16 protein-coding genes are annotated in these 21,303 nt (G+C 68.4%); 9 read left to right on the top strand and 7 right to left on the bottom strand.

Annotation, left to right across the window (positions count from 1 at the left end; translation table 11 throughout):
- Positions 1–14 precede the first annotated feature (14 nt).
- Positions 15–806: an enoyl-CoA hydratase/isomerase family protein gene (locus ACYVIO_RS28295; RefSeq protein ID WP_460653946.1), complete on the bottom strand. Its 792-nt coding sequence runs from the start codon at positions 804–806 to the stop codon at positions 15–17.
- Positions 807–838: 32 nt separating this feature from the next.
- Positions 839–1,657: a PaaX family transcriptional regulator gene (locus tag ACYVIO_RS28290; protein WP_460653945.1), complete on the bottom strand. Its 819-nt coding sequence runs from the start codon at positions 1,655–1,657 to the stop codon at positions 839–841.
- Between the two features lie 181 nt (positions 1,658–1,838).
- On the opposite strand from ACYVIO_RS28290, the gene ACYVIO_RS28285 reads away from it, so the two are divergent.
- Together ACYVIO_RS28285 and ACYVIO_RS28280 are read left to right on the top strand one after the other, a co-directional pair.
- On the top strand, positions 1,839–2,006 hold the full coding sequence (locus tag ACYVIO_RS28285) for a DUF3117 domain-containing protein (RefSeq protein ID WP_012923066.1): 168 nt from the start codon (positions 1,839–1,841) through the stop codon (positions 2,004–2,006).
- Positions 2,007–2,169: 163 nt separating this feature from the next.
- Positions 2,170–3,687: a leucyl aminopeptidase family protein gene (locus ACYVIO_RS28280; RefSeq protein WP_460653944.1), complete on the top strand. Its 1,518-nt coding sequence runs from the start codon at positions 2,170–2,172 to the stop codon at positions 3,685–3,687.
- 84 nt (positions 3,688–3,771) lie between these two features.
- Here the strand turns inward: ACYVIO_RS28280 and ACYVIO_RS28275 are convergent, their stop codons facing one another.
- The gene (locus ACYVIO_RS28275) at positions 3,772–4,653 is read right to left on the bottom strand and encodes an oxidoreductase (protein WP_460653943.1); all 882 of its coding nucleotides are present in this window, start codon (positions 4,651–4,653) and stop codon (positions 3,772–3,774) included.
- A gap of 135 nt (positions 4,654–4,788) precedes the next feature.
- Between ACYVIO_RS28275 and ACYVIO_RS28270 the strand changes: the two genes are divergently transcribed.
- The gene (locus ACYVIO_RS28270; protein WP_460653942.1) at positions 4,789–5,607 is read left to right on the top strand and encodes a helix-turn-helix domain-containing protein; all 819 of its coding nucleotides are present in this window, start codon (positions 4,789–4,791) and stop codon (positions 5,605–5,607) included.
- Here the strand turns inward: ACYVIO_RS28270 and ACYVIO_RS28265 are convergent.
- Positions 5,591–6,835 (bottom strand): hypothetical protein, encoded by a 1,245-nt coding sequence (locus ACYVIO_RS28265; protein WP_460653941.1) that lies wholly within the window; start codon positions 6,833–6,835, stop codon positions 5,591–5,593. The two genes, ACYVIO_RS28270 and ACYVIO_RS28265, sit on opposite strands and share 17 nt — an antisense overlap.
- Positions 6,836–7,231: 396 nt before the next feature.
- Here ACYVIO_RS28265 and ACYVIO_RS28260 point away from each other — a divergent pair, with 396 nt between their 5' ends.
- Together ACYVIO_RS28260 and ACYVIO_RS28255 are read left to right on the top strand one after the other, a co-directional pair.
- The gene (locus tag ACYVIO_RS28260; protein WP_460653940.1) at positions 7,232–7,492 is read left to right on the top strand and encodes a DEAD/DEAH box helicase family protein; all 261 of its coding nucleotides are present in this window, start codon (positions 7,232–7,234) and stop codon (positions 7,490–7,492) included.
- Between the two features lie 75 nt (positions 7,493–7,567).
- Positions 7,568–10,210, top strand: coding sequence for a DEAD/DEAH box helicase (locus ACYVIO_RS28255; protein ID WP_460653939.1), 2,643 nt, complete (start codon positions 7,568–7,570; stop codon positions 10,208–10,210).
- Between the two features lies 1 nt (position 10,211).
- Here the strand turns inward: ACYVIO_RS28255 and glgA are convergent, their stop codons facing one another.
- Together glgA and ACYVIO_RS28245 are read right to left on the bottom strand one after the other, a co-directional pair.
- A complete protein-coding gene (glgA, locus tag ACYVIO_RS28250; RefSeq protein ID WP_460653938.1) occupies positions 10,212–11,366 on the bottom strand; it encodes a glycogen synthase in 1,155 nt (384 codons plus the stop codon).
- A 15-nt stretch (positions 11,367–11,381) separates the two neighbouring features.
- Complete coding sequence (locus ACYVIO_RS28245; RefSeq protein WP_460653937.1) at positions 11,382–11,918, bottom strand: GNAT family N-acetyltransferase; 537 nt, start codon at positions 11,916–11,918, stop codon at positions 11,382–11,384.
- A gap of 65 nt (positions 11,919–11,983) precedes the next feature.
- On the opposite strand from ACYVIO_RS28245, the gene glgC reads away from it, so the two are divergent.
- Genes glgC through ACYVIO_RS28225 form a run of 4 tightly spaced genes read left to right on the top strand, consistent with a single transcriptional unit; the run spans position 11,984 to position 17,361 of the window.
- Entirely contained in the window at positions 11,984–13,252 is a 1,269-nt protein-coding gene (glgC, locus tag ACYVIO_RS28240; protein ID WP_460653936.1) for a glucose-1-phosphate adenylyltransferase, read from the top strand.
- Positions 13,249–14,544 carry a kynureninase gene (kynU, locus tag ACYVIO_RS28235; RefSeq protein ID WP_460653935.1) on the top strand — a complete coding sequence of 432 codons (1,296 nt, stop codon included), beginning with the start codon at positions 13,249–13,251 and terminating at the stop codon, positions 14,542–14,544. The genes glgC and kynU overlap by 4 nt, the downstream gene beginning before the upstream one ends.
- A gap of 10 nt (positions 14,545–14,554) precedes the next feature.
- Positions 14,555–15,859, top strand: a complete 1,305-nt coding sequence (locus ACYVIO_RS28230; RefSeq protein WP_460653934.1) for an FAD-dependent oxidoreductase — start codon at positions 14,555–14,557, stop codon at positions 15,857–15,859.
- Positions 15,856–17,361, top strand: a complete 1,506-nt coding sequence (locus ACYVIO_RS28225) for a 2-hydroxymuconic semialdehyde dehydrogenase (RefSeq protein ID WP_460653933.1) — start codon at positions 15,856–15,858, stop codon at positions 17,359–17,361. The genes ACYVIO_RS28230 and ACYVIO_RS28225 overlap by 4 nt, the downstream gene beginning before the upstream one ends.
- A 36-nt stretch (positions 17,362–17,397) precedes the next feature.
- Here the strand turns inward: ACYVIO_RS28225 and ACYVIO_RS28220 are convergent, their stop codons facing one another.
- Positions 17,398–21,168, bottom strand: coding sequence for a S8 family serine peptidase (locus tag ACYVIO_RS28220; RefSeq protein ID WP_460653932.1), 3,771 nt, complete (start codon positions 21,166–21,168; stop codon positions 17,398–17,400).
- Positions 21,169–21,303 lie beyond the last annotated feature (135 nt).

Genomic DNA, 21,303 nt, shown 5'->3' with positions numbered 1-21,303 from the left:
GCCTCTGGCAGCTTCTATTTTCCTTCGAAAACCGGCTTTTGTTTGGCGACGAAGGACGCGACCGCGTTGCGGTGGTCGGTGGTGCTGCCGGTGGATTGCATCTTGCCTGCTTCGAACTCCAGCGCCTCGGCGAGGGTGTGGGAGGCGGAGTAGGCGATGGACTGGCGGACGCCGGCGTAGGCCTGGGTGGGGCCTGTGGCGAGCTTCTGAGCCAGGTCTGCGGTGGCGGTGGCTAGGTCGGCGGCTGGTACGACGGACGTGGCCAGGCCGAGCGTGAGGGCTTCGGTGGCGGGGATGGTGCGGGGGAAGTAGAGGAGCTCGGTGGCCTTCGCCTGGCCGATCAGGCGGGGGAGGGTCCATGAGATGCCTGTGTCGCAGGAGAGACCGATGCCGGTGAAGGCGAAGTTGAAGCCGGCGGTGTCGGCGACTACGCGGAAGTCGCAGGCGAAAGCCATCGACGCGCCCGCGCCGGCGGCGACGCCGTTCAGAGACGCGATGACCGGCTTCGGCATCTCGGCGAGGGCCAGCGCGATCGGTGCGTAGTGGTCGGGGACCGTGGACCAGAGCGCGTCCATGTCGTTGGCCTCGAGCAGGCCGATGTGCTCCTTCAGATCCTGCCCGACGCAGAACGCCCGACCCGTGCCCGTCAGTACGACGCACCGCACGGAATCGTCCTCGGCGGCCGCGCGCACGGTGTCGCGCAGCGCGATCTTCGTCGCTGTGTCCAGCGAGTTCATCGCGTCGGGGCGGTTCAGCCGGATCGTGCCGACGCCGTCGGTCACGTCGTACACCACAGAGTCACTCATCGTTGCGAGCTCCCAACAATCGGTGAGAAAGGTCAATGAACAGTCAGGCAGTTGTCGACGAAACGCCCGGCCGCGTGGCCCAGGCGTGCGGCGTGCGAATCGAAGAACTCGGCCGCCCGCGCACCGGCCCAACCGGCCGGCAGCAACTCGGCCGGAAGCCCCGGATCGACGAAGAGGAACTTGCGCCACTCGTGCACCAGTTCCGACCGTACGGCGAACGCCTGCTCGTCGGTCACAGCGCCCTCGGCCCGCTCCACCAGAGCCTTCGCCTCGGTCAGCCAGGCGTCGTACGACGCCCCCAGGTCGTCCAGCTTCCAGACCCTCCGGGCGAACTCCACGGCGTCGTTGTCGACCGGTGCCCGGAAGCGATCCGCGGCGATCCCCTCGGCGGCCAGGATCTGGTCCACCTCGGTGTCGTGCCGCAGCCCGACCCAGGCGCCGTCGGACAGCGGAGCCCAACCCAGGAAGGAAAGTTGGCTCACCAGCTGCTCGCGGCGCCGAGCGTTCGGGACCTCGCGCAGGATGCACAGGTGCCAGTGCCGGTCCCACCGTCCGGCCGGGGCCGGTACGGCGTCCAGGCCGTCGCTGTCCTGGTCGGTCCGGTAGATCCGGACGGCCGCGTCGTCGAGCCGGCGACGCGCCCGGGTGGTCAGCGCGTACCCGGGCTGCCCGTCGGTCCGGACCGGCTCGAGCCAGCCCTGCCGGACCATCCGCGAAACGGCCGTTCGGACGGCCGGCGGCTGGACGCCCAGGGGCGCCAGCAGCCGGACCAGCGCGGCCACGGGTGCCCGCGCGCCGCGGGCACGCAGGTGGTCGCCGTACAGGTCGAAAAGGGCTGATCGGGCGTGCACGAGACCTGAGTCTGCCGTATGGTGCGCGGCTCTGGCCTCGGATCGGGGATAATGGGTCCTGATACACACTGCGATAACGCGCCGACGGCGCATCACCGCGTGGCGCCGGCGACGGTCACCGCGCGGTGTCGTCGCTCAAAACCGATGAGGACAGTATCCGAATGAGGGAAGGGGTGCGCGCATGGCGGCGATGAAGCCGCGGACGGGCGATGGTCCGCTCGAGGTCACCAAGGAGGGCCGGGGCATCGTGATGCGGGTTCCGCTCGAAGGCGGCGGTCGGCTCGTCGTCGAGCTGAACGCGGATGAGGCGACCGAGCTGGGGAACGCGCTCAAGGCCGTAGTCGGCTAGCTGTCCCCGCAGGGTGACGCACGCGCACCCTCCTGACAAAAACCCGTAACAACCCCGGTGGCTGCCTGCATCAGGCACCCGCCGGGGTTGTTACTTCTTCTCCAGAAGTAAAGTCGCGGTCGTAACAACCAGGCAAGTTTGATCAAACCCCGTGAGGTCTCCTGTGGCTCGCCGTAGCGCCAAGTTCGTCTTCCCGACCCTGCCGGCCGTGGCCTGGCAGCCCGGGCTCCCTGTGCACGGTGCCCCCTCGTGGGTCGTCGTGGTCGGCGAAGCCGGTCTGCCCGCCGCCGCGAAGGAGGCCGGCGAGCGGCTCGGGGTCGACCTCGACCGCCTGCTCGAGGTGCAGCGCGACACGGGTTTCAGTACGACGGCCGGCGCCACCGCGGCGTACCCGCTGCTGTCCGGTGAGGTCACCGAGGTGCTGCTGGTCGGCGCCGGATCCGGTACGACGGCCGAGCTGCGACACGCCGGGGCGGCGGTCGCCCGGTTCGGCCGCGGCAAGGACGAGCTCACCACACTTGTTGCCGAAGGCATCGATGATGAGGCGCTCCAGGGCTTCGCCGAGGGGCTCGTGCTCGGCTCGTTCACGTACACCCTCAAGACCGTCGACGCGGGCCTGCCGGTGGCCGGCCGGATCACGCTGACCGACGGCTCGGACGCCGACCGGTCCGCCGCGGTCGATCGCGGCCTGGTCGTCGGCCGGACCGGCTGGCTGGCCCGCCAGTTCGCCACCACCCCGTCGAACGAGAAGGACCCGGCCTGGCTCGCCGCCCGGGCCACCGAGTTGGCCTCGCACGGCGGGCTCGAGGTGACGGTCTGGGACGAGAAGGCGCTCGCCGCCGACGGCTTCGGCGGCATCCTCGCGGTCGGCAAGGGCTCGACCCGGCCGCCGCGACTGATCCGGATCGACTACACGCCCGAAGGTGCCGGCCCCGACACGCCGTACGTCGTACTGGTCGGCAAGGGCATCACCTACGACACCGGCGGCCTCTCGCTGAAGCCGCGCGAGTCGATGGTGTCGATGAAGCGCGACATGACCGGCGGCGGTTCGGTGATCGCGACGATGTCGGCGCTGCGCGAGCTCGGCGCGAAGGTCCGCGTCACCGGTCTGGTCTGCTCGGCCGAGAACATGCCGTCCGGTACGGCGTACCGCCCGGACGACGTGATCCGCCACTACGGCGGCCGCACCACCGAGGTGAAGAACACCGACGCCGAGGGCCGGCTCGTGCTGGCCGACGGGCTTGCCTACGCGGTCAAGGAGCTGAAGCCGGACGTACTGGTCGACATCGCGACGCTGACCGGTGCGATCAAGGTGTCGCTCGGCGCGATGCTGTACGGCGGGCTGTTCGCGACCGACGACGCGCTGGCGGGCCAGCTCGCGGCGGCCGGTGAGGTCTCCGGCGAGCGCCTGTGGCGGATGCCGCTGCCGGCCGAGTACGCCGACCTGATCTCCACGCCGATCGCTGACTCGGTGAACAGCTCGAAGGGCCCGGGGTCGATCACCGCCGCGCTGTTCCTGAAGGCGTTCGCGGGCGACGTCCCGTGGGCGCACCTCGACCTGTCGAGCATCGCCGAGTCCCCGCGCGACGAGTACGAGTACTCGGTCGGCGCGACCGGTGCCGGCGCCCGGCTCCTCACCACGTGGCTCACGTCGGAGGACCCGCTCGCCGGTATTGCCTGACGGCCGACGCGCACCACTGATCAACCCCGGCGGGATCGCAGGCTGCACGCTCAGCTGAGAGTCCGGCCGGGCTCCGCACGGAGGTTAGTCAGTGGTGGGCGTCGACCCGGCGATCCCGTCCAGCTCGGCGATCGCGTCAGCGGGCAGCGTCAGGTCCGCGGCGGCGACGTTCTCGCGCAGGTGGGCGACGGATGACGTGCCGGGGATGACGACGCTGGTGGTCGAGCGCTGCAGCAGCCAGGCGAGGGCGACCTGCTGCGGCGTGGCGTCGAGGCGCTGGGCGACAGCGGTCAGCGTGCCGGACTGCAGGGGAGTGAAGCCGCCGAGCGGGAAGTACGACGCGAAGGCGATGTTCTCCCGCGCGCAGATCTCCACCAGGTAGTCGTCGCGCCGGTGGGCCAGGTTGTACAGGTTCTGCACCGTGACGACCGGCGCGATCGCCTGGGCCTCGGCGAGCTGTTCGCCGGTGACGCCGCTGAGACCGAGGTGCCGGATCAGGCCTTCCTTCTGCAGCTCGGCCAGCGCGCCGAACTGCTCGGCGACCGACTCGTCGTTGGTCTGGTCGTTGTCGCCGGCCCGCAGGTTGACCACGTCGAGTACGTCGACGCCCAGGTGGTCGAGGTTCTCGTGGACCTGGAGCTTCAGGTCCACCGGGTCCCGGGACTGGATCCAGCTGCCGTCGTCGCCGCGCCGGGCGCCGACCTTGGTGACGATCCGCAGGTCGTCGGCGTACGGGTGCAGTGCTTCCTTGATCAGCTCGTTGGTCACGAACGGCCCGTAGAAGTCGCTGGTGTCGATGTGCGTGATGCCGAGCTCGACCACCTCGCGCAGGACGGCGATCGCGGCGTCGTGGTCCTTCGGCGGACCGAAGACGTGCGGGCCGGCCAGCTGCATCGCGCCGTACCCCATCCTGCTGATGACGAGGTCGTCGGCGAGGCGAAGAGTGCCGCCGGGAACGTTGCTCATGAGTGAGAGGCCTTTCGGAGGGAAGTGGATCTACCACCCACTGTTCGTCGCCGCGAGCAGAACAGGGAGTGCCCTGCTGTTCCTGGGACTGACAGGACCCAGTCACCCGGGCGCGCCCGCCGCTACCGTGGAGGCATGGAGAGCAACCCGCTCGGTGAGTTCCTCCGGGCCCGGCGCGAGCTGGTCCGGCCGGAGGACGTGGGGCTGCGCAGCGTCGGTCTGCGCCGGGTGCCCGGTCTGCGGCGCGAAGAGGTCGCGATGCTCGCCGGGATCAGCTCCGACTACTACCTGCGGCTCGAGCAGGGCCGCGACCGGCGCCCCTCGGTCCAGGTGCTCGACGCGCTCGCCGAGGTGCTCCAGCTGGACGCCGACGCGACGGAGTACCTGGTGGAGCTGACCCGTGAGCGGTCCCGCGCCCAGGCCGAGCCGCAGCCCGAGGTGCCGAAGAGTGTGCGGCAGCTGATCGACGGGTGGCCGAACAACCCGGCGTACCTGCAGAACAAGTTCTCCGACGTGCTGGCGGTGAACGAGCTCGCCGGGGCGCTGTCGCCGAACTACGCGGTCGGGGTCAACCTGTTGCGGGCGGTCTTCCTCGACCCCGACGAGCAGGTCCTGCGGCGGGACTGGGAGGAGACGGTGACCGAGGGCGTCGCCAGTCTCCGCTCCCACGTGGGGCCGGACGTCGAGGACCCGCAGTTGGTCGAGCTGGTCGGTGAGCTGTCGGTCCGTAGTGAGCTGTTCCGCCGGCTGTGGGCGCAGCACGCGGTCCGGCCGAAGCGGGGCCGCGTGAGCAGGCTGCAGCACCCGCTGGTCGGAGAGCTCGACCTGCAGTCGAACAAGTTCGTCGTCAGCGGCACCGACGATCTGATCCTGGTCGTCTTCCACGCCGAGCCCGGCTCCCGCAGTGCCGACGCCCTCAGTCTGTTGGGGAGCTTGACTACTGGTACCGGCTGAAGGCGCGGATGATCTGCGGGTACGCCGCCATCGCCGTCCCGAAGTGGTCGACGGCGCCCATCGAGTGGAGCCGGACGTCCGCACCCCGCGCCCGCAGCGACGCGGCGCACGAGTCCGAGTTGGCGGCGACCACGTCGGTGTCCTTCGTGCCTGAGTAGAGGTGCACGGTGACTCCAGGCGTCCAGTCCTTGCAGATCCGGTCAGCGTCCCGCAGCGCCTGGCGGAACCGCCCGGTCGGGTGCTCCAGCTTCGCCAGGAACTCTGGAGTGAACAGCTTCGCCGGGCTGTCCGGCAGGCTGGTGAAGATCTCCTCGTCCGAGTGCGTCCCGTCGAGCAGCCCTTCGACGATCTCCGCGTACGGCGCCCGGAAGGCGTCCCGCGGCTTGTCGTACAGGCCGACCGTGCGGTCCCACGCGGTGACGAAGTAGGCCAGGTAGAGCGTCGCGACGTGCGGCTCGACGTCGCCGCTGAACACGGCCGGCAGCTCGGTGCCGAGCAGGTCGTACGGCCCCGAGACACCGTGCACGGCGCCGAGCCGGAACGGTCCGGCCTCGCCCCGGCTGAGCGCTCGCGCGACCCCGATCGACGCCCGGCCGCCCTGCGAGAAGCCGGTGACGAGGACGTCCCGCTTCAGCACGACGCCGTGCTTGAACGCGAAGGAACGGGCCGCGAGCAACAGATCGACGGACGCGCTGGTCTCGGTCTTGGTGTCGATGTACGGGTGCTTGCCCGGACCGAGCCCCAGCCCGAGGTAGTCGGGCGCGACCCCGGCCAGCCCCGCACCGGCGAAGAGTGCGGTGACCACACCGTCGGTCGATTCGGGGTCGACCGACGGCGCGTACGCCTTGGTCCCCATGGTTCCGTGCAGGTACTCGGCCACGGTGAGCCCACCGCGCCGGCCGTCCGGCAGTACGACGAGCCCACTGGCGGTCGTCGGCCGCCCCGAGGGGTCGACGGTGCGGTAGATCAGCCGGTACGCCGTGACGTCGTACCGGGACTTCGGCGCGCCGACGAAGCCGGCGTCGATCGCGGCCTTGTCGAGATCGGCGGCCTTGAGACGCAAGACCGGGACGGCCGACACGAGGCTGCCGCGCGGTGTGTGCACGCTGGTGACGGCAGCCTCGGACAACGTCGGCTGGGTCACCGCGGCGTACGCGGACAAGGGGGCCGCGAGCAGCGCGGCAGTGGCGAGGGTGGCGGCGACGGCCTTGCTGGCAGGAGATCTCATACCACGAGCCTCCCGCAGGCGGGAGCGCACCACGAGGGTGCCGGACCCCCAATCGATGGTGGGGTTTTACCTACTGAACAGAGAGAAGAACAGAGAGAAGAACAGAGAGAAGAACAGAGAGAAGAACAGAGAGAAGAACAGAGAGAAGAACAGAGAGAAGAACAGAGAGAAGAACAGTATAATGACGAGGTCGCCGAGGGGAGTATTGTGAGTCGCGGAATTTTGAATCTGCGTAGCAATGTGCCCCTTCATTGGTGCTGTGCTGAACGGTCGACGTGGAGACGTCTCGTGCCGGCCGGCAACGTGGCGGCGCTCCGAACTTCATGCTCGCGAGGAGTCTGACCCGACACGCACGAACTCATCGTTGTTTCGACGGTAAGCGTGTTGGATGAGGTCGTGCCCGAACAGCAGTCCATGATGTCGTTTCTGTGGCCGCACCAGCGGAAGGCGGTCGAAGTCATCGGTCGCCATATCTCTGCTGGCGTCCCTGATCGTTCTGCCCTGATCACGATGCCGACGGGGACTGGGAAGACCGCGGTGATTGCTGCGGCCATCGACCGTCACGTCCGCGCCAATCCCGGCGGGCATGTGCTGGTAGTGACGCCATGGCTGAACCTTGTCGATCAGTTGCGAGGTGAGCTCGACAGTCGCTTGTGAGGTTGCCTTGGAATGGAGCGGCCTACGGACTGGCCGGACGTCCGTCAGCTACCGACAACGGCCGAGATGAAGTCTGTGGACACCCTGACGCCGGCGATCTTCGTTGCCACGATTGCGAAGATCCTCAGGGTCTTCGAGTCCGTCGAGGTTGAACAGGAACGGATGAAGGAGTTGTTCGGCCGTTTCGGCGCCGCGTTCGTCGACGAAGGTCATTACGAGCCTGCACCGAAGTGGTCGAAGGCCGTCCGATCCCTCGGGTGTCCGACAGTCCTGATGACCGCGACGCCGTACCGCAACGACCGGAAGTTCTTCACCGTCGATGACAAGAATCAGTTCTCTTACCCGCACCACGAGGCGGTCCGGACAGGGTACTTGCGGGAACCCGCGTTTGAGCTGTTGTCGGACCAGTCTCCGGAGGGCTTCGTTGCGGAGCTCCTGCAGAGCGTTGATAAGATCAAGCAGCAGCGTCCCGACAGCCGGACCATTGTCCGCTGCGGTGACGTCCGCGCGATCCGCGCCACGGTCGCCGCTCTGGAGGCTGCAGACAGAACGGTGGTCGGCCTGCACCACACGTTTCCGACGGCGGGCTCACTTCGATCATCCGTCCCGGACCCGAAGAGTACCGAAACGGAGTTCTGGGTCCACCAGAACAAGCTGATCGAGGGTTTGGACGACTCGAGGTTTCGGATCCTGGCACTGCAGTCCGGACCCGGGACCGATCGACAGGTCGTTCAACAGATCGGTCGGGTACTCAGAAATCCTGGAAAGTCAGCGGACGACCGGACGGCATGGGTTTTCGCCGCCAGTTCCGGCGACGCGGAGGAGGTCTGGAAGCGTTACGAGGACTTCGACCGATCCAGTGGTGACCTCACGTCGAGCACGGCGCACCTAGCCGAGAGAATGCAGGCGGCCCAGCCGCCGAGTCTGTACTACGGCGGACGCTTTCGTTCAACGCTCGATATGACTGCGGACGACTGCTGGAAGCAGTTCGCGTTTCCGCTCGCCACCAGGGTGTTCCACGCTCGGACCGATCTCTCGCTCGACGTGATCGCCGACGGAGTCGCGGACGAGTGGCAGGTCGATGATCGTCTACTTGGTACGCCGCAGCGGCCCGATCCGCGGACCGTCATCCTGCCGTACATTGCGGTGGGCAACTCCTCGCACTTGCTGACCGGGATTTTCGTCGAGGCGACCTTCGGGTTCACCGTGCTGCGGGTGAAGGATGGGCGGCTCTTCTTTTACGACAGGGTAGGGAGAACACCGACGTTCATTGCCGACAGGCTCCGCCACGAAGAGCGCGCCCTGCTGTCGAAACTTCTCGCCAGAGATTCGCGATTCACCACGGTTTCGCTGGACAACACCGACATCGGTCAGCAGTCGGTGCGGTCGCGCACAATCCGAGCTGTAGCGATAGAGGAGATCGCCCCCGAGCTGAGCGACTATGCCTACATCTGTTCTGTCGCTGAGGGCTATCCGCCAGTAACGGGTGGCGACGATCGGTTCCGCCGGTATCTCGGCGTCAGCCGTGCGCGAGTTCGCGACGATCGCGGCGCGGCGGGCAACTTCGCCGCGTACGCGTTGTGGCTCGACGGCCTGTCGGCAGCGATGGATTCTGAGCAGGATCCATCGGTTACCTTCGGTCGTTACGCTGAAGTCGTCGAGCCCGCTGACAAGCAGCCGCGGCACGTGTTGTTCGACGTGACCGCCGACGACTTCGAACGGGTGGACGAGAACGGCGTTGTGCGGCCGCTGGTCTTGGACGACTATGCGAACGCGGTCCTGGCCGGTCGGACTAAGATCGGGGTCGGTGGCCGTGAGATGGACTCCACTGTTGAGTGGGACAACATGCAAGGCCGGTACGTTGTCGGCTGTCAGGTGCTCAGAGACCTTTCGTATCTGGAGCGGTCAGCGCCGCACCGGGAGTTGGTCTCGGTGATCAACAGCGAGCAATTGCTCCGAGTGATCCCGCAGACCGACGGCTTCATGTATGTGAACGGGAGCTTCGTTCGTCCCCTGCGCCCCGAGCAGGATCTGCACCGCTTTCGCCTCCTCAAGCTGCTAGAGCCTGTCCCCGCTCTCAAGAAGGCGAAGAGTGAGAAGGGCGGGTGGCGATCGGACGATTCCTGGGACCGCGATTCTTCGTTCGGCCTGATCGATGAAATTCGCCCCAAATCCCGGAGTCGGGTCGCTGAGCCGCTGACCCGGTGGTTTCGCAATGTCGAACTCCTGTTCTGCGGCGACATGGGCAAGGAAATCGCCGATTTCATCGCAGTGCAGCCAGGCCGGGTCGCCTTCATCCACGCCAAGTCAGGTAACGGCAGCAAGGTCTCTGCGTCCGCCCTGCACGAAGTGGTCTCGCAGGCTGTCAAGAACCTTCTGTGGTTGCAGCCGATGACCATAGATTCACCGGTCAAGCCGTACTGGGATACGCGCTGGAAAAACAGCAAGGACGGCGAGGAACATCAAGCTGGGCGTATCCGTGTCGGCGACCACAAGAGCGGCGAAAAAGCGTGGGAGCACACGCGTTCCGTGATCGTAGACCCGGCGGCGGACCGGGAGGTCTGGCTGGTGCTGGGGGCGGCTTTGAGTAAATCTGAACTCGAGGCCGCCGTGGCCACGCCGACACCTGAGCTGATCCAGATCTACGCGCTGCTGCAGACTGCCTGGGGAGCGGCTTCGCAGATTGGGGCTCGGCTTCGCGTCTTCTGCTCACCGTGATTTAGAGCAGCGAGGTGTAGAGCGCGACCGTGCGGTCCGCGACGGCGTCCCAGCCGAACTCGGAGACGGCGCGTTCGCGGCCGGCCTTGCCCATGGCCTCGGCCTTGGCCGGGTTGGCGACGAGGTCGTTGATGCCCTCGGCGAGCTGCCGCTCGAACGTGACGACGTCGTTCTCATCGTACGCGACCAAGGTGCCGGTGACGCCGTCGTTCACGACCTCGGGGATGCCGCCGACCGCGCTCGCGACGACGGCGGTCTCGCAGGCCATCGCTTCGAGGTTGACGATGCCGAGCGGTTCGTAGACCGACGGGCAGCAGAACGCGAGCGCGTGCGTGAGCACCTGGCGGACGTCTTCGCGCGGCAGCATCTCCGAGACCACGAAGACGCCGTCGCGGGCGGCCTTCAGCTCGTCGATCAGCGCGTCGGTCTCGGCCTTCAGCTCCGGGGTGTCAGCGGCTCCGGCGAGCAGCACGAGCTGCACCGACGGGTCCAGCTGCAGCCCGGCGCGCAGCAGGTGCGGCACGCCCTTCTGCCGGGTGATGCGGCCGACGAACGTGACGTACGGCCGGCTCTGGTCGACGCCGAGCCGGTCGAGCACGTGCGTGGCCGGGTCCGGGTGGTAGAAGTCCGCGTCGATCCCGTTCGAGATCACGTGGACCTTGGCCGGGTCGACGGTCGGGTAGCACTCCAGTACGTCGTCGCGCATGCCCCGGCTGACCGCGACGACGGCGTCCGCCGCCTCGTACGCCGTCTGCTCGGCCCAGCTCGACAGGCGGTAGCCGCCGCCGAGCTGCTCGGCCTTCCACGGCCGGCGCGGCTCGAGCGAGTGCGCGGTGACCACGTGCGGTACGTCGTACAGGAGCTTGGCCCAGTGGCCGGCCATGTTCGCGTACCAGGTGTGGGAGTGGACCAGGTCGCTGCCGCTGACTCCAGCGGTCATTGTGAGGTCCGTCGAGAGCACCCGGAGCGCGGAGTTGGCGGTCGCGATCCGGGCGTCGTCCTCGGAGTGCGCGGTCGCGCCGGCCCGTGGCTCGCCCATGCAGTGCACGTCCACGTCGATCAGGCGGCGCAGCTCGCGGACCAGGAAGTCCACGTGCACACCGGCCCCGCCGTACACGTCCGGAGGGTACTCACGCGTCAGGATGCCGACCTTCATAAGCCTGACCATAGATCAGGACAGCCGGGTGGGCACCCAGAAACGCAGCTTCCCGTGGCGCTCGTCCTCCAGCTCGCCGCCGGCCGCCTCGATCACCTTGCGGGAGGCGTCGTGGCCGACGTCACAGGTGAGCAGCGCGGGGTCGATGCCGAGCTTGGCCGCGAGCGGCAGTGACTGGGTGAGCATCTCGGCCGCATGGCCCTGCCGGCGAGCTGACGGCCGTACGACGTACCCGATGTGTCCGCCGAGCTCGAGCAGCGCCGGGGTGAGCTCGTGGCGGATGGCGAGACGGCCGAGCCACACGTCGCCGTCGGTGAACCAGAGCACGGTCTGGTGGACCAGGCCGGGCGGGAGGTCGGTGCGCTCATCTGATTCCGACTTGATGTTCTCGACCAGCCTGGCGAACTCCCCGGGGTCCTCGGCCTGGGTCCTGGTCCAGTCCTCGTAGAGGGCGTGCGCGCCCATCCACCGCTCCTCTTCCGGCCCCAACTCGTCCCAGGCCGCGAGGAACGATCGGTGAACGGCAGTGGTGGGTTCGATGAGGGTTGGCATGTACTCAGTGTGGCGACACTCGCAAGCGTCTTATGCAAAGGAGGATCCGCGGTTAGGGTGCGGACATGGCGAAGGCACCCAGAGTTCTCGGAATCGTGCTGGCCGGCGGCGAGGGCAAGCGGCTGATGCCGCTGACGGCGGACCGGGCCAAACCGGCCGTGCCGTTCGGCGGGAGTTATCGCCTGATCGACTTCGTGCTGTCCAACCTGGTCAACGCGGGCATCCGCAGCTTGTGCGTGCTGACCCAGTACAAGTCGCACTCGCTGGACCGGCACGTCACGATCACCTGGCGGATGTCGACCTTCCTGGGCAACTACGTCACCTGCGTCCCGGCCCAGCAGCGGCTCGGCCCGCAGTGGTACCAGGGCAGCGCGGACGCGATCTTCCAGTCGATGAACCTGATCAACGACGCCAAGCCCGACATCATCGTCGTGTTCGGCGCCGACCACGTGTACCGGATGGACGCCTCGCAGATGGTCGCCGACCACATCGCGCGCGGCAACGGCGTGACGGTGGCCGGGATCCGGGTGCCCCGGGCCGAGGCGTCGGAGTTCGGCGTGATCAAGACCGCCGACGACGGCCACACGATCGCGGAGTTCCTGGAGAAGCCGGCCGACCCGCCGGGCCTGCCGGACTCCCCGGACGAGACCTTCGCCTCGATGGGGAACTACGTGTTCTCGGCCGACGTCCTGGTCGAGGCGCTGCGCAAGGACGCCGCCAACCCGGCCTCCCGGCACGACATGGGCGGCGACATCGTCCCGATGCTGGTTGCCGAGGGCAAGGCCGGGGTCTACGACTTCAAGGACAACGACGTACCGGGTGCGCTCGACCGCGACCACTCGTACTGGCGCGACGTCGGTTCGCTGGACTCGTACCACGAGGCGCACATGGACCTGGTCTCGGTCCAGCCGGTGTTCAACCTGTACAACTCCGACTGGCCGATCTTCACCTCGCACCCGCAGCTGCCGGGCGCCAAGTTCACCGACCACGCGACGGTCAGCGAGTCGATCATCTGCCAGGGCTCGATCGTGTCCGGCGCGGTCGTCGACCACTCGGTGCTCGGCTCGAACGTGATCGTTGCCGTCGGCGCGCACGTCGAGCGCGCGGTGATCATGGACAACTGCAAGATCGGCGCGGGTGCGGTGCTGAAGAACGTGATCCTGGACAAGAACGTGGAGATCCCGCCGGGCGTGCAGATCGGCGTCGATCCCGAGCACGACCGGGCGCGCGGGTTCACCGTGTCCAAGGGCGGGGTCACCGTGCTCGGCAAGGGGCAGGTGGTCGACCCGCCGGCCGCCGTCGCCGAGCCCGCGGACGAGGCCGCCGAGGCGTGACCGCGGAGAACGGAGAGCCGGCGCGACCTGGCACCGAGGCCGAGGCGTTCGCGCTGGATGCCGGGGATCCGGGGCATCGCGAGCTGTTCGACGTGCCGCCTGTGGACGGTGGCTACTACCCGGACGTCGCGTACTTCGCGGGGAACTCTCTCGGCCTCCGGCCGCGAGCGACTCGCGGGGAACTGCTGGCCGACCTCGACTCCTGGGGTGCTCTCGGGGTCGAGGGACATTTGGATGCCGAGCGGCCCTGGTTGCCGTACCACGCGTTGCTGACGGCACCTGCTGCTCGACTCGTCGGTGCGCTTCCGAGCGAGACCGTGGTGATGAACTCACTCACCGTCAACCTGCATCTGCTGATGGTCTCGTTCTACCGCCCGACGGCCGGGCGTTTCCGGATCGTCATCGAGGACTCGGCCTTCCCGTCCGACAGCTACGCCGTACGGTCGCAGGCGCGCTTCCACGGACTCGATCCGGACGACGCGATCGTCCGGCTGCGTCCCCGCGACAGTGAGGACACGCTGCGGACCGAGGATGTTGTGGCCGTGCTCGGCCCGGACACCGCGCTGGTGCTGCTCGGCGGCGTCAACTACCTGACCGGCGAGCTGATGGACATCCCGGCGATCACCGCCGCCGGTCAAGCGGCCGGTGCGGTCGTCGGCTGGGACCTGGCGCATGCCGCGGGCAACGTTCCGCTGCAGCTGCACGACTGGGACGTGGACTTCGCCGCGTGGTGCTCGTACAAGTACCTGAACTCCGGGCCGGGCGCGCTCGCCGGGGCCTACGTGCACGAGCGGCACCACGGCGGCGATCTGCCGCGGTTCGAGGGCTGGTGGAGCACCGAGCCGGCGACGCGGTTCGAGATGGCGCCGGAGTCGCGGCCGCCGCGCTCTGCCGATGCGTGGCAGGTGTCGAACCCGCCGATCTTCGCGATGAGCCCGGTGCGGACGTCGTACGAGCTGTTCGACAAGGTGGGGATGGACGTACTGCGGGCGCGGAGCCTGCGGTTGACGGCGTACCTGGAGCGCCTGCTGGACGAGGTCACGGTTGGCCGGCCGTTGCAGGTGATCACGCCCACCGATCCCGCGCAGCGCGGGGCTCAGCTGTCGATCCGTGTCGGCGGCGGGCTGCGCGCGGGGGAGCTGTGCAAGACCCTGCGTTTCGAGTACGGCGTGATCGCCGACGCGCGCGAGCCGGACGTCGTACGGCTGGCTCCGGTGCCGTTGTACTCGCTCTACCACGACTGCTGGCGTGCGGCGCAGGCTCTCGCGGCCGCCGTACCCGAGACTGCCTGACGGAGGCCTGATGACTGTCGCGATCGTCGGTGCCGGACTGACCGGCAGCCTGCTGGCCTGCTTCCTGGCGCGGCGCGGTCTGTCGGTGACCCTGTACGAGAAGCGGGCCGATCCGCGGGTCGGCGAGGCCGAGCGCGGGCGGTCGATCAACCTGGCGATCTCCGAACGCGGGCTGGACGCGCTGCGGCGGATCGGGCTGGACGACGAGGTGATGGCCGACGCGCTGCCGATGAAGGGGCGGATGATCCACCCGGTCGACGGGCCGCTCGACTTCCACTCCTACAGTGCGTCGCAGGACCGGGCGATCAACTCGATCAGCCGGGGTGCGCTGAACAACGCGCTGCTGGACGCGGCCGAGAAGGCGCCGGGCGTTTCGATCGTCTTCGAGCATCGGCTGGTGTCGCTGGACTCGCAGACCGGTGCTCTGGGGTTCGAGACGCCTTCCGGTGTTGTGCAGGTGGAGGCTGACATCGTCCTCGGAGCCGACGGCGCGGGGTCCGCGGTGCGTGGGCAGTTGGTGGGGGACGGGTCGGTGGTCGACGACGTCGACTTCCTGGACTACGGGTACAAGGAGTTGTCGATCCCTTCCGCCGGTGGGGAGTTCGTGCTGGATCCGGGCGCGCTGCACATCTGGCCGCGCGGGACGTCGATGATGATCGCGCTGCCGAACCCGGACAAGTCCTTCACCTGCACGCTGTTCTGGCCTGCCGGCTCGTTCGACGCGTTGACGACGCCGGCGTTGATCCTGGGGTACTTCGGGGAGCATTATCCCGATTTGTTGCCTTTGGCCCCGACATTGGTGGACGACTACCTGCACAATCCGGTCGGCGTCCTCGGGACCGTGCACACGCATCCGTGGCAGGCGCACGGGCGGACGGCGCTGATCGGCGACGCCGCGCACGCGATCGTCCCGTTCTACGGCCAGGGCGCGAACTGCGCTTTCGAGGACGTCGTCGCGCTGGACCGCTGCCTGGACGAAACGGGCGGTTCCTGGGCCCGCGCTCTGCCGCTGTTCGAGGCTCGCCGGCGCGACAACACCGAGGCGATCGCCGAGATGGCGCTGGCCAACTTCGTCGAGATGCGCGACAAGGTCGCCTCGCCGGTCTTCCGCCTGACCAAACAGTTCGAGCACGCCGTCGAACGACTGCTCCCCGGCCGCTACGTCTCCCGCTACGAACTCGTCAGCTTCACCACCACGCCGTACGCCGAAGTCCGTCACCGGGTCAGGCGACAGCATCAGCTGCTCGGTTTGGCTGTTGGTCTGGGAGTCGGTGCTGTGGGTGCGTTGATCAGAGCGGCGGTGAAGAAGCGATGACTTCGTTGTGGCGACCCGAGTTGCTGACCGGGGTGGTGACCGAGCCTGGGTTGCTGCGGAACTTTGTCGACGGCTCGTTTGTCGAGACTGCTTCGAGGTTTGCCAAGCACAGTCCCGTGACCGGTGCTCACATCTTCGACGTGTGTGAGGCGGACGCTTCGACCGTGGATGCGGCGGTTGAGGCCGCTTCTCGCGCTTTGAAGGGCCCGTGGGGTCGGATGAGTGAGCAGGAGCGGGCCGCCGTACTGCGCAATGTCGCCGACGAGCTGGAGCGGCGGTTCGACGATCTGGTGGCTGCTGAAGTCGGCGACACCGGGAAGTCGATCAGTCAGGCGCGCACGCTCGACATCCCGCGCGGTGCGGCCAACTTCCGGGCGTTCGCGGACTTCGCGACGACCACGCCGACCGAGTCCTACACGACCACGCTCCCGGACGGCCGCCGCGCGCTGAACTACGCCGTCCGCAAGCCCGCCGGCGTCGTCGCGATCATCGTGCCCTGGAACCTCCCGCTCCTGCTGCTCACCTGGAAGGTCGCCCCGGCGCTTGCCTGCGGCAACGCCGTCGTGGTGAAGCCGTCCGAGGAAACGCCGGCCTCGGCGACCGTGCTCGCCGAGGTGATGGCGGCGGCCGGCGTACCGGACGGGGTCTTCAACCTCGTGCACGGCTTCGGTCCGTCGTCGGCGGGGGAGTTCCTGACCACGCATCCCGGCGTCGACGCGATCACCTTCACCGGCGAGTCGTCGACCGGCTCCGCGATCGCCAAGGCCGCGGCCGACGGCGTCAAGGCGGTCTCGTTCGAGCTCGGCGGCAAGAACGCCGGCCTGGTCTTCGCCGACGCCGACCTGGACGCGGCGATCGACGGCTCGGTCCGCTCGGTGTTCACCAACGGCGGCCAGGTCTGCCTGTGCACCGAACGCCTGTACGTCGAACGCCCGGTGTACGACGAGTTCTGCACCCGCCTGGCCGCGCGGGCCGACGCGTTGACCTTCGGCTGGCCGTCCGACGAGGCGACGGTGAACATGCCGCTGATCTCCCAGGACCACCGTACGAAGGTCCTGTCGTACTACGACCTGGCCCGCTCCGAGGGCGCGACGGTCCTGGCCGGCGGCGATGTCCCGTCGTTCGGCGACATCCGCGACAACGGTTGCTACGTGCAACCGACAGTGGTCACCGGCCTACCTGCGGACGCGCGCACGAACACCGAGGAGGTGTTCGGCCCGATCTGCCACATCGCACCGTTCGACACCGAGGACGAGGCGTTCGCCCTGTCCAACAACAGCAAGTACGGGCTGGCGGCAACCGTCTGGACTCGCGACGTCGGCCGCGCTCATCGGGCCGGCTTTGCTTTGGACGTCGGCCTCGTGTGGGTCAACACCTGGTTCCTCCGCGACCTGCGCACGCCGTTCGGCGGCATGAAGCTCTCGGGCCTCGGCCGCGAGGGCGGCACCCACTCGGTCGACTTCTACTCCGACCTCACCAACGTCTGTGTCGAGCTGACCTGACGACCCCACTGTTTGAGCGGGGCCGTCAGGCCTCAGTCAGCAGCCGAGCTGTTGCAGCGTGATCGGCCGGACCATGGCGCTGCCTTGCTTGAGGACCACGGTGAGGGACGCCGGCCGGTACTCCGGAAGCGCCGCGATCAGCTGCGCCTTCGCCTTGTTGCCCGGCACCCAGAGCGCGTAGCCGCCATCTGCCCCGCTGGTCAACGTCCACGACCCGGCCCCGCGGTCGACCGCGATGGTTGCGCCGGGCAACGGCACGACCGATCCGTCACACTGCTTGCCGCTCACGATTCCCGACAGCTTCGCCCAGCTGGCAGGAGCCTGCGCGGTGAGCGTCAGATCCGTGGAGACGGCCGGGTACGGCGTCTCCTCGCCCAGCGTCAGTCGTGCCTGGTAGACACCCGGCTGGCTGACCTGCTGCCCGTCCAGCGTGAGAGTGACCGTGACGCTGGACTTCGCCGGGACGGTCCCGGTCGGCGCCGACTCGCTGAGCCAGGGAGCGTCCGAGCCGGCTTCCTCGCAGTCGTCGTACCCCGGAAGTGCCTCGGCGATCGGCAGCGTGAAGTTCGGGCTCTTCCCTCCGACGCGGTACAGGCCGCAGGCTGCCGCGCCGCGGAACGTCCCCTGCGTCGCGTTGGGGATCGCCGTCCACCGATCCAGGTCGGGGTCGTAGCCGAAGCCCTCGTTGGTCAGGACCGACGAGTCGTACGCCGCGCCGCCGCTGACCATCAGGTTGCCGTTCGCAACGGCGTGGCTGCTGGCCCACAGGTCGACCGGCAGGTCGGCCACGCGCGTCCAGGTGTTGGCCTTCGCGTCGTACGCGTAGGTGCTCTTGGTGCTGAGCGGCCGCCCGGTCGGCCCGTCGACCAGACCGCCGGCGCAGTAGACGCGACCGTTGATGCCACCGCAGGACGTCCAGGAGACCGGCTCGGGGTACGACGCCGCCTGGCTGAACCGGTTGGTCGCGGGGTCGTAGACCATCACGTCACTCGTCGCGGTCTGGCAGTCGCCGGTGCAGCCGCCGATCGAGTACAGCTTGCCGTCGAGCACGGCCGAACCGACCGCGCCCCACGGCTTGGGGTTGTCGGCGCCGCCGCTCCACAGGTTCGTGGCCGGGTCGTAGATCAGCGTCTTTGTCGCGGCGCCGGCCTGCGCGCCCCAGCCGCCGACCACGTAGTACTTGCCGTCGACGAACCCGGCCGCCGGTCGCTGCCGTCCGTCTGGCATCGCCGCGAGCTGGGTCCAGGTGAGGGTCGCGGGGTCGTAGGAGTACACGTCGGTGGTTGCGCCGTACCCCTGGATGGTGCCGCCGAAGGAGTACAGGCGGCCCTTCGACCAGCCGGCCACGTTGTCCTGGATCGTCGACGGGTAGTCAGGCAGACCGACCCACGAGCCCGCGGTCGGCGCCGCTGGAGTCCCCTTCACGGGGCCGCTGATCCGGCCCGGCGTCAGGCCCGTGACCTGCGTACGGCGTACTGGCGTGTTGCTCTTCAGGCTCTGGATCCGGGAGCCCTGCTGAGATTCGCCGAGCTTGTACGTCGCGGACGCGGTGCCGGTGTTCGTGATGACGACCTGGCTCGTGGTCGCCTTGCCCAGCTGGACGGTCGCGGCGACCTTGCTCGGGGTCATCGAGAGGATGCCGGCCTTGAGCGCGAAGTTGGCCTGGATCGCCCAGTCCGGATCGACGGTGATCGCCTTGTTCAGGTTCTGGTAGCCGCGCTTGGTCGCGGTCAGCCGGGTGGTGCCGGTCGGCGCGAAGGCGTAGTAGAAGCCGTCGGCCCTCGATTTGCCGTCGATGACTGTCGCGCCCTCGACGGGCTTGCGGGTGTTGGCGTCGGTGACCTTGCCCTGGACGAGTCCGCCGCGGACCTTCTTGCACTCGGCGTCGTAACCGGGCGCCTTGCAGTCCGCGGTGTCGATCGGTACGCCGAAGTCCTTTGCCACGTCCGCGTTGCCGACCTCGATCTCGGTGGTGGTCGCCGGGTAGCCGGGATAGACGGGCTGCACGGTCACCGCGTACGTCGTACCGACCGGAAGGTCGACCGAGAAGCGGCCGGTCGACGGGCTCGTGAACCACTCGCCCGGAGCGCCCGCAATCGTCACCTTCGAGTACAGCGGCCAGCCGTGGCCGGACGCGTCGCGCACCAGACCGGTCACGGTCGAGCGGGGCGTGGTGGCCAGGACGGCGTTCTTGGTCGTCGTGCTCCGCGGGGTGATCACCAGACCGGTGAGGACTTGGGTGTCGTAGCCGAAGAGCGCGAGGGTGACGTCGTGCGTCCCCTCGTCGAGGTAGAGCTGGTAGTTGCCATCAGCATCGGTCTTGACGGTGTTGCCGTCCGGTGTGCTGACCTCCGCGCCGGTGAGCGGCTCGCCTGCTGTGTCGGAGACCTTGCCGGTGACGAGTCCGGCGTTCGCGCGGGGCGCGTTGCTGACGGCATCGAACGCGTCGAGCGTGCCTTCGCCGTACGTCGGGTTGACGGCCGCCGTACCGCCGCAGGTGTCGTCGGCGTGGTCGTGTGCCGAGGCGTCCAGGATGGCGCGGGTCTTCGCGATGTCACCGATCAGGGAGGGCGCGGCCGACCAGAGCAGGGCGACCGTTCCGCTGACGTGCGGCGTCGCCATCGACGTACCGCTGCTGATCCCGTACCGGGAGCCTGGCACGCTCGAACGGATCGCCTGACCCGGCGCCGTGAGGTTGGGCTTGCCGTCGTGCGCAGCGTCTCCGCGCGCCGAGAACGAGCTGATCTGGCCGGTCTCGTCGATCGAGCCAACGGCGTACGCCTCGCTGTAGCTGCTCTCGGCCGAGACCGAACCGCAGCCTGGGCCGTCGTTGCCCGCGGCGAACGCGGGGAAGATGCCGGCGGCGACCCACTGGCGGACGAAGTCGCGGTACCAGTCGCCGGAGTCGGCCGAGCCCCACGAGTTGTTGATGATGTTCGGGCGGCGCGCCGGGTCCGGGTCGCTGCCGTCGAGCTTGGTCGGGGCGAGCATCCACTGGGCGCTCAGCGCGAGGGACAGGTCGGTGCAGCTGTTGGTCTCACAGCCCTTGGCCGTGATCCAGGTCGCGCCGGGAGCGACGCCGACCTGGTTGCCGGCGTGGTCGTCGCCGACCATGGTGCCCATCGTGTGCGTGCCGTGGCCGGCGTTGTCGCAGGGAGCGGCGCCGCAGACGTTCGCGGGGTCGTACCAGTTGTAGTCGTGGCCGGTCTTCGCGCCGCGGTACGAACCGGCCAGCGCCGGGTGGTCGAACTGGACGCCGGAGTCGATGCTCGCGATGACGACGCCTTGGCCGGTCGCGCCGTACCTGCTCCAGGTCTTGTCGGCGCGGATCGCCTTCAGGCCCCACTCGGCGCCTGCGATTGCCGGTGCTTGCGTGGCCTTGAGCTCCGGGAGGTCGTAGCTGCGGGGCTTTGCCAGGGTGACGCCCTGCTGCCCGGCCAGTTTCTCGGCCAGCGAGCGGGAGCCGCCGTGCACGTAGAGCGAGTTGTCGATGAAGAGGCTGGTGTAGCGGGTGTGTGCTTCGTTCAGCTTCTGTACGGCGCTCGCCTGGTCCCGATTCGCCTTGTCCTGAAGGGTTCTGAGGACTGTTTCGCCTCGGGCCTTCCAGTTGGTGAGCTTGGCGGCTGTCGTGAGCTCGGGCTGGTCGGCGAACCGGACCCAGAAGTCGGCCGGGCCCTTGGCCAGCTGAGCTGTCAGCTCGGGCGGCAGGTTGGCGGGCGCCGCCTGGGACGGGGTGGTGGCAACGATTCCCTGGAGCGGGACGAGGGCCAGCACGGCGAGCGTGGTGAGTTTTCGACGGACCTGCACGGGGTTCCTCCCCAGACGGATGGCGGCCTGATGACGACCGCGTTCGATCCTCGTCAGGGTGGCCGGGGCCCGGCAAGGAGGTCGGCTGGCCTGATACCGCCATGTCGTAGATCAGCCAGTTCCGGAGTCCCGGCC

The sequence above is a fragment of the Kribbella endophytica genome, from assembly GCF_054781295.1.
Note: the sequence above shows the minus strand (reverse complement) of the source record. Positions and strands in the feature narration are given on the sequence as shown.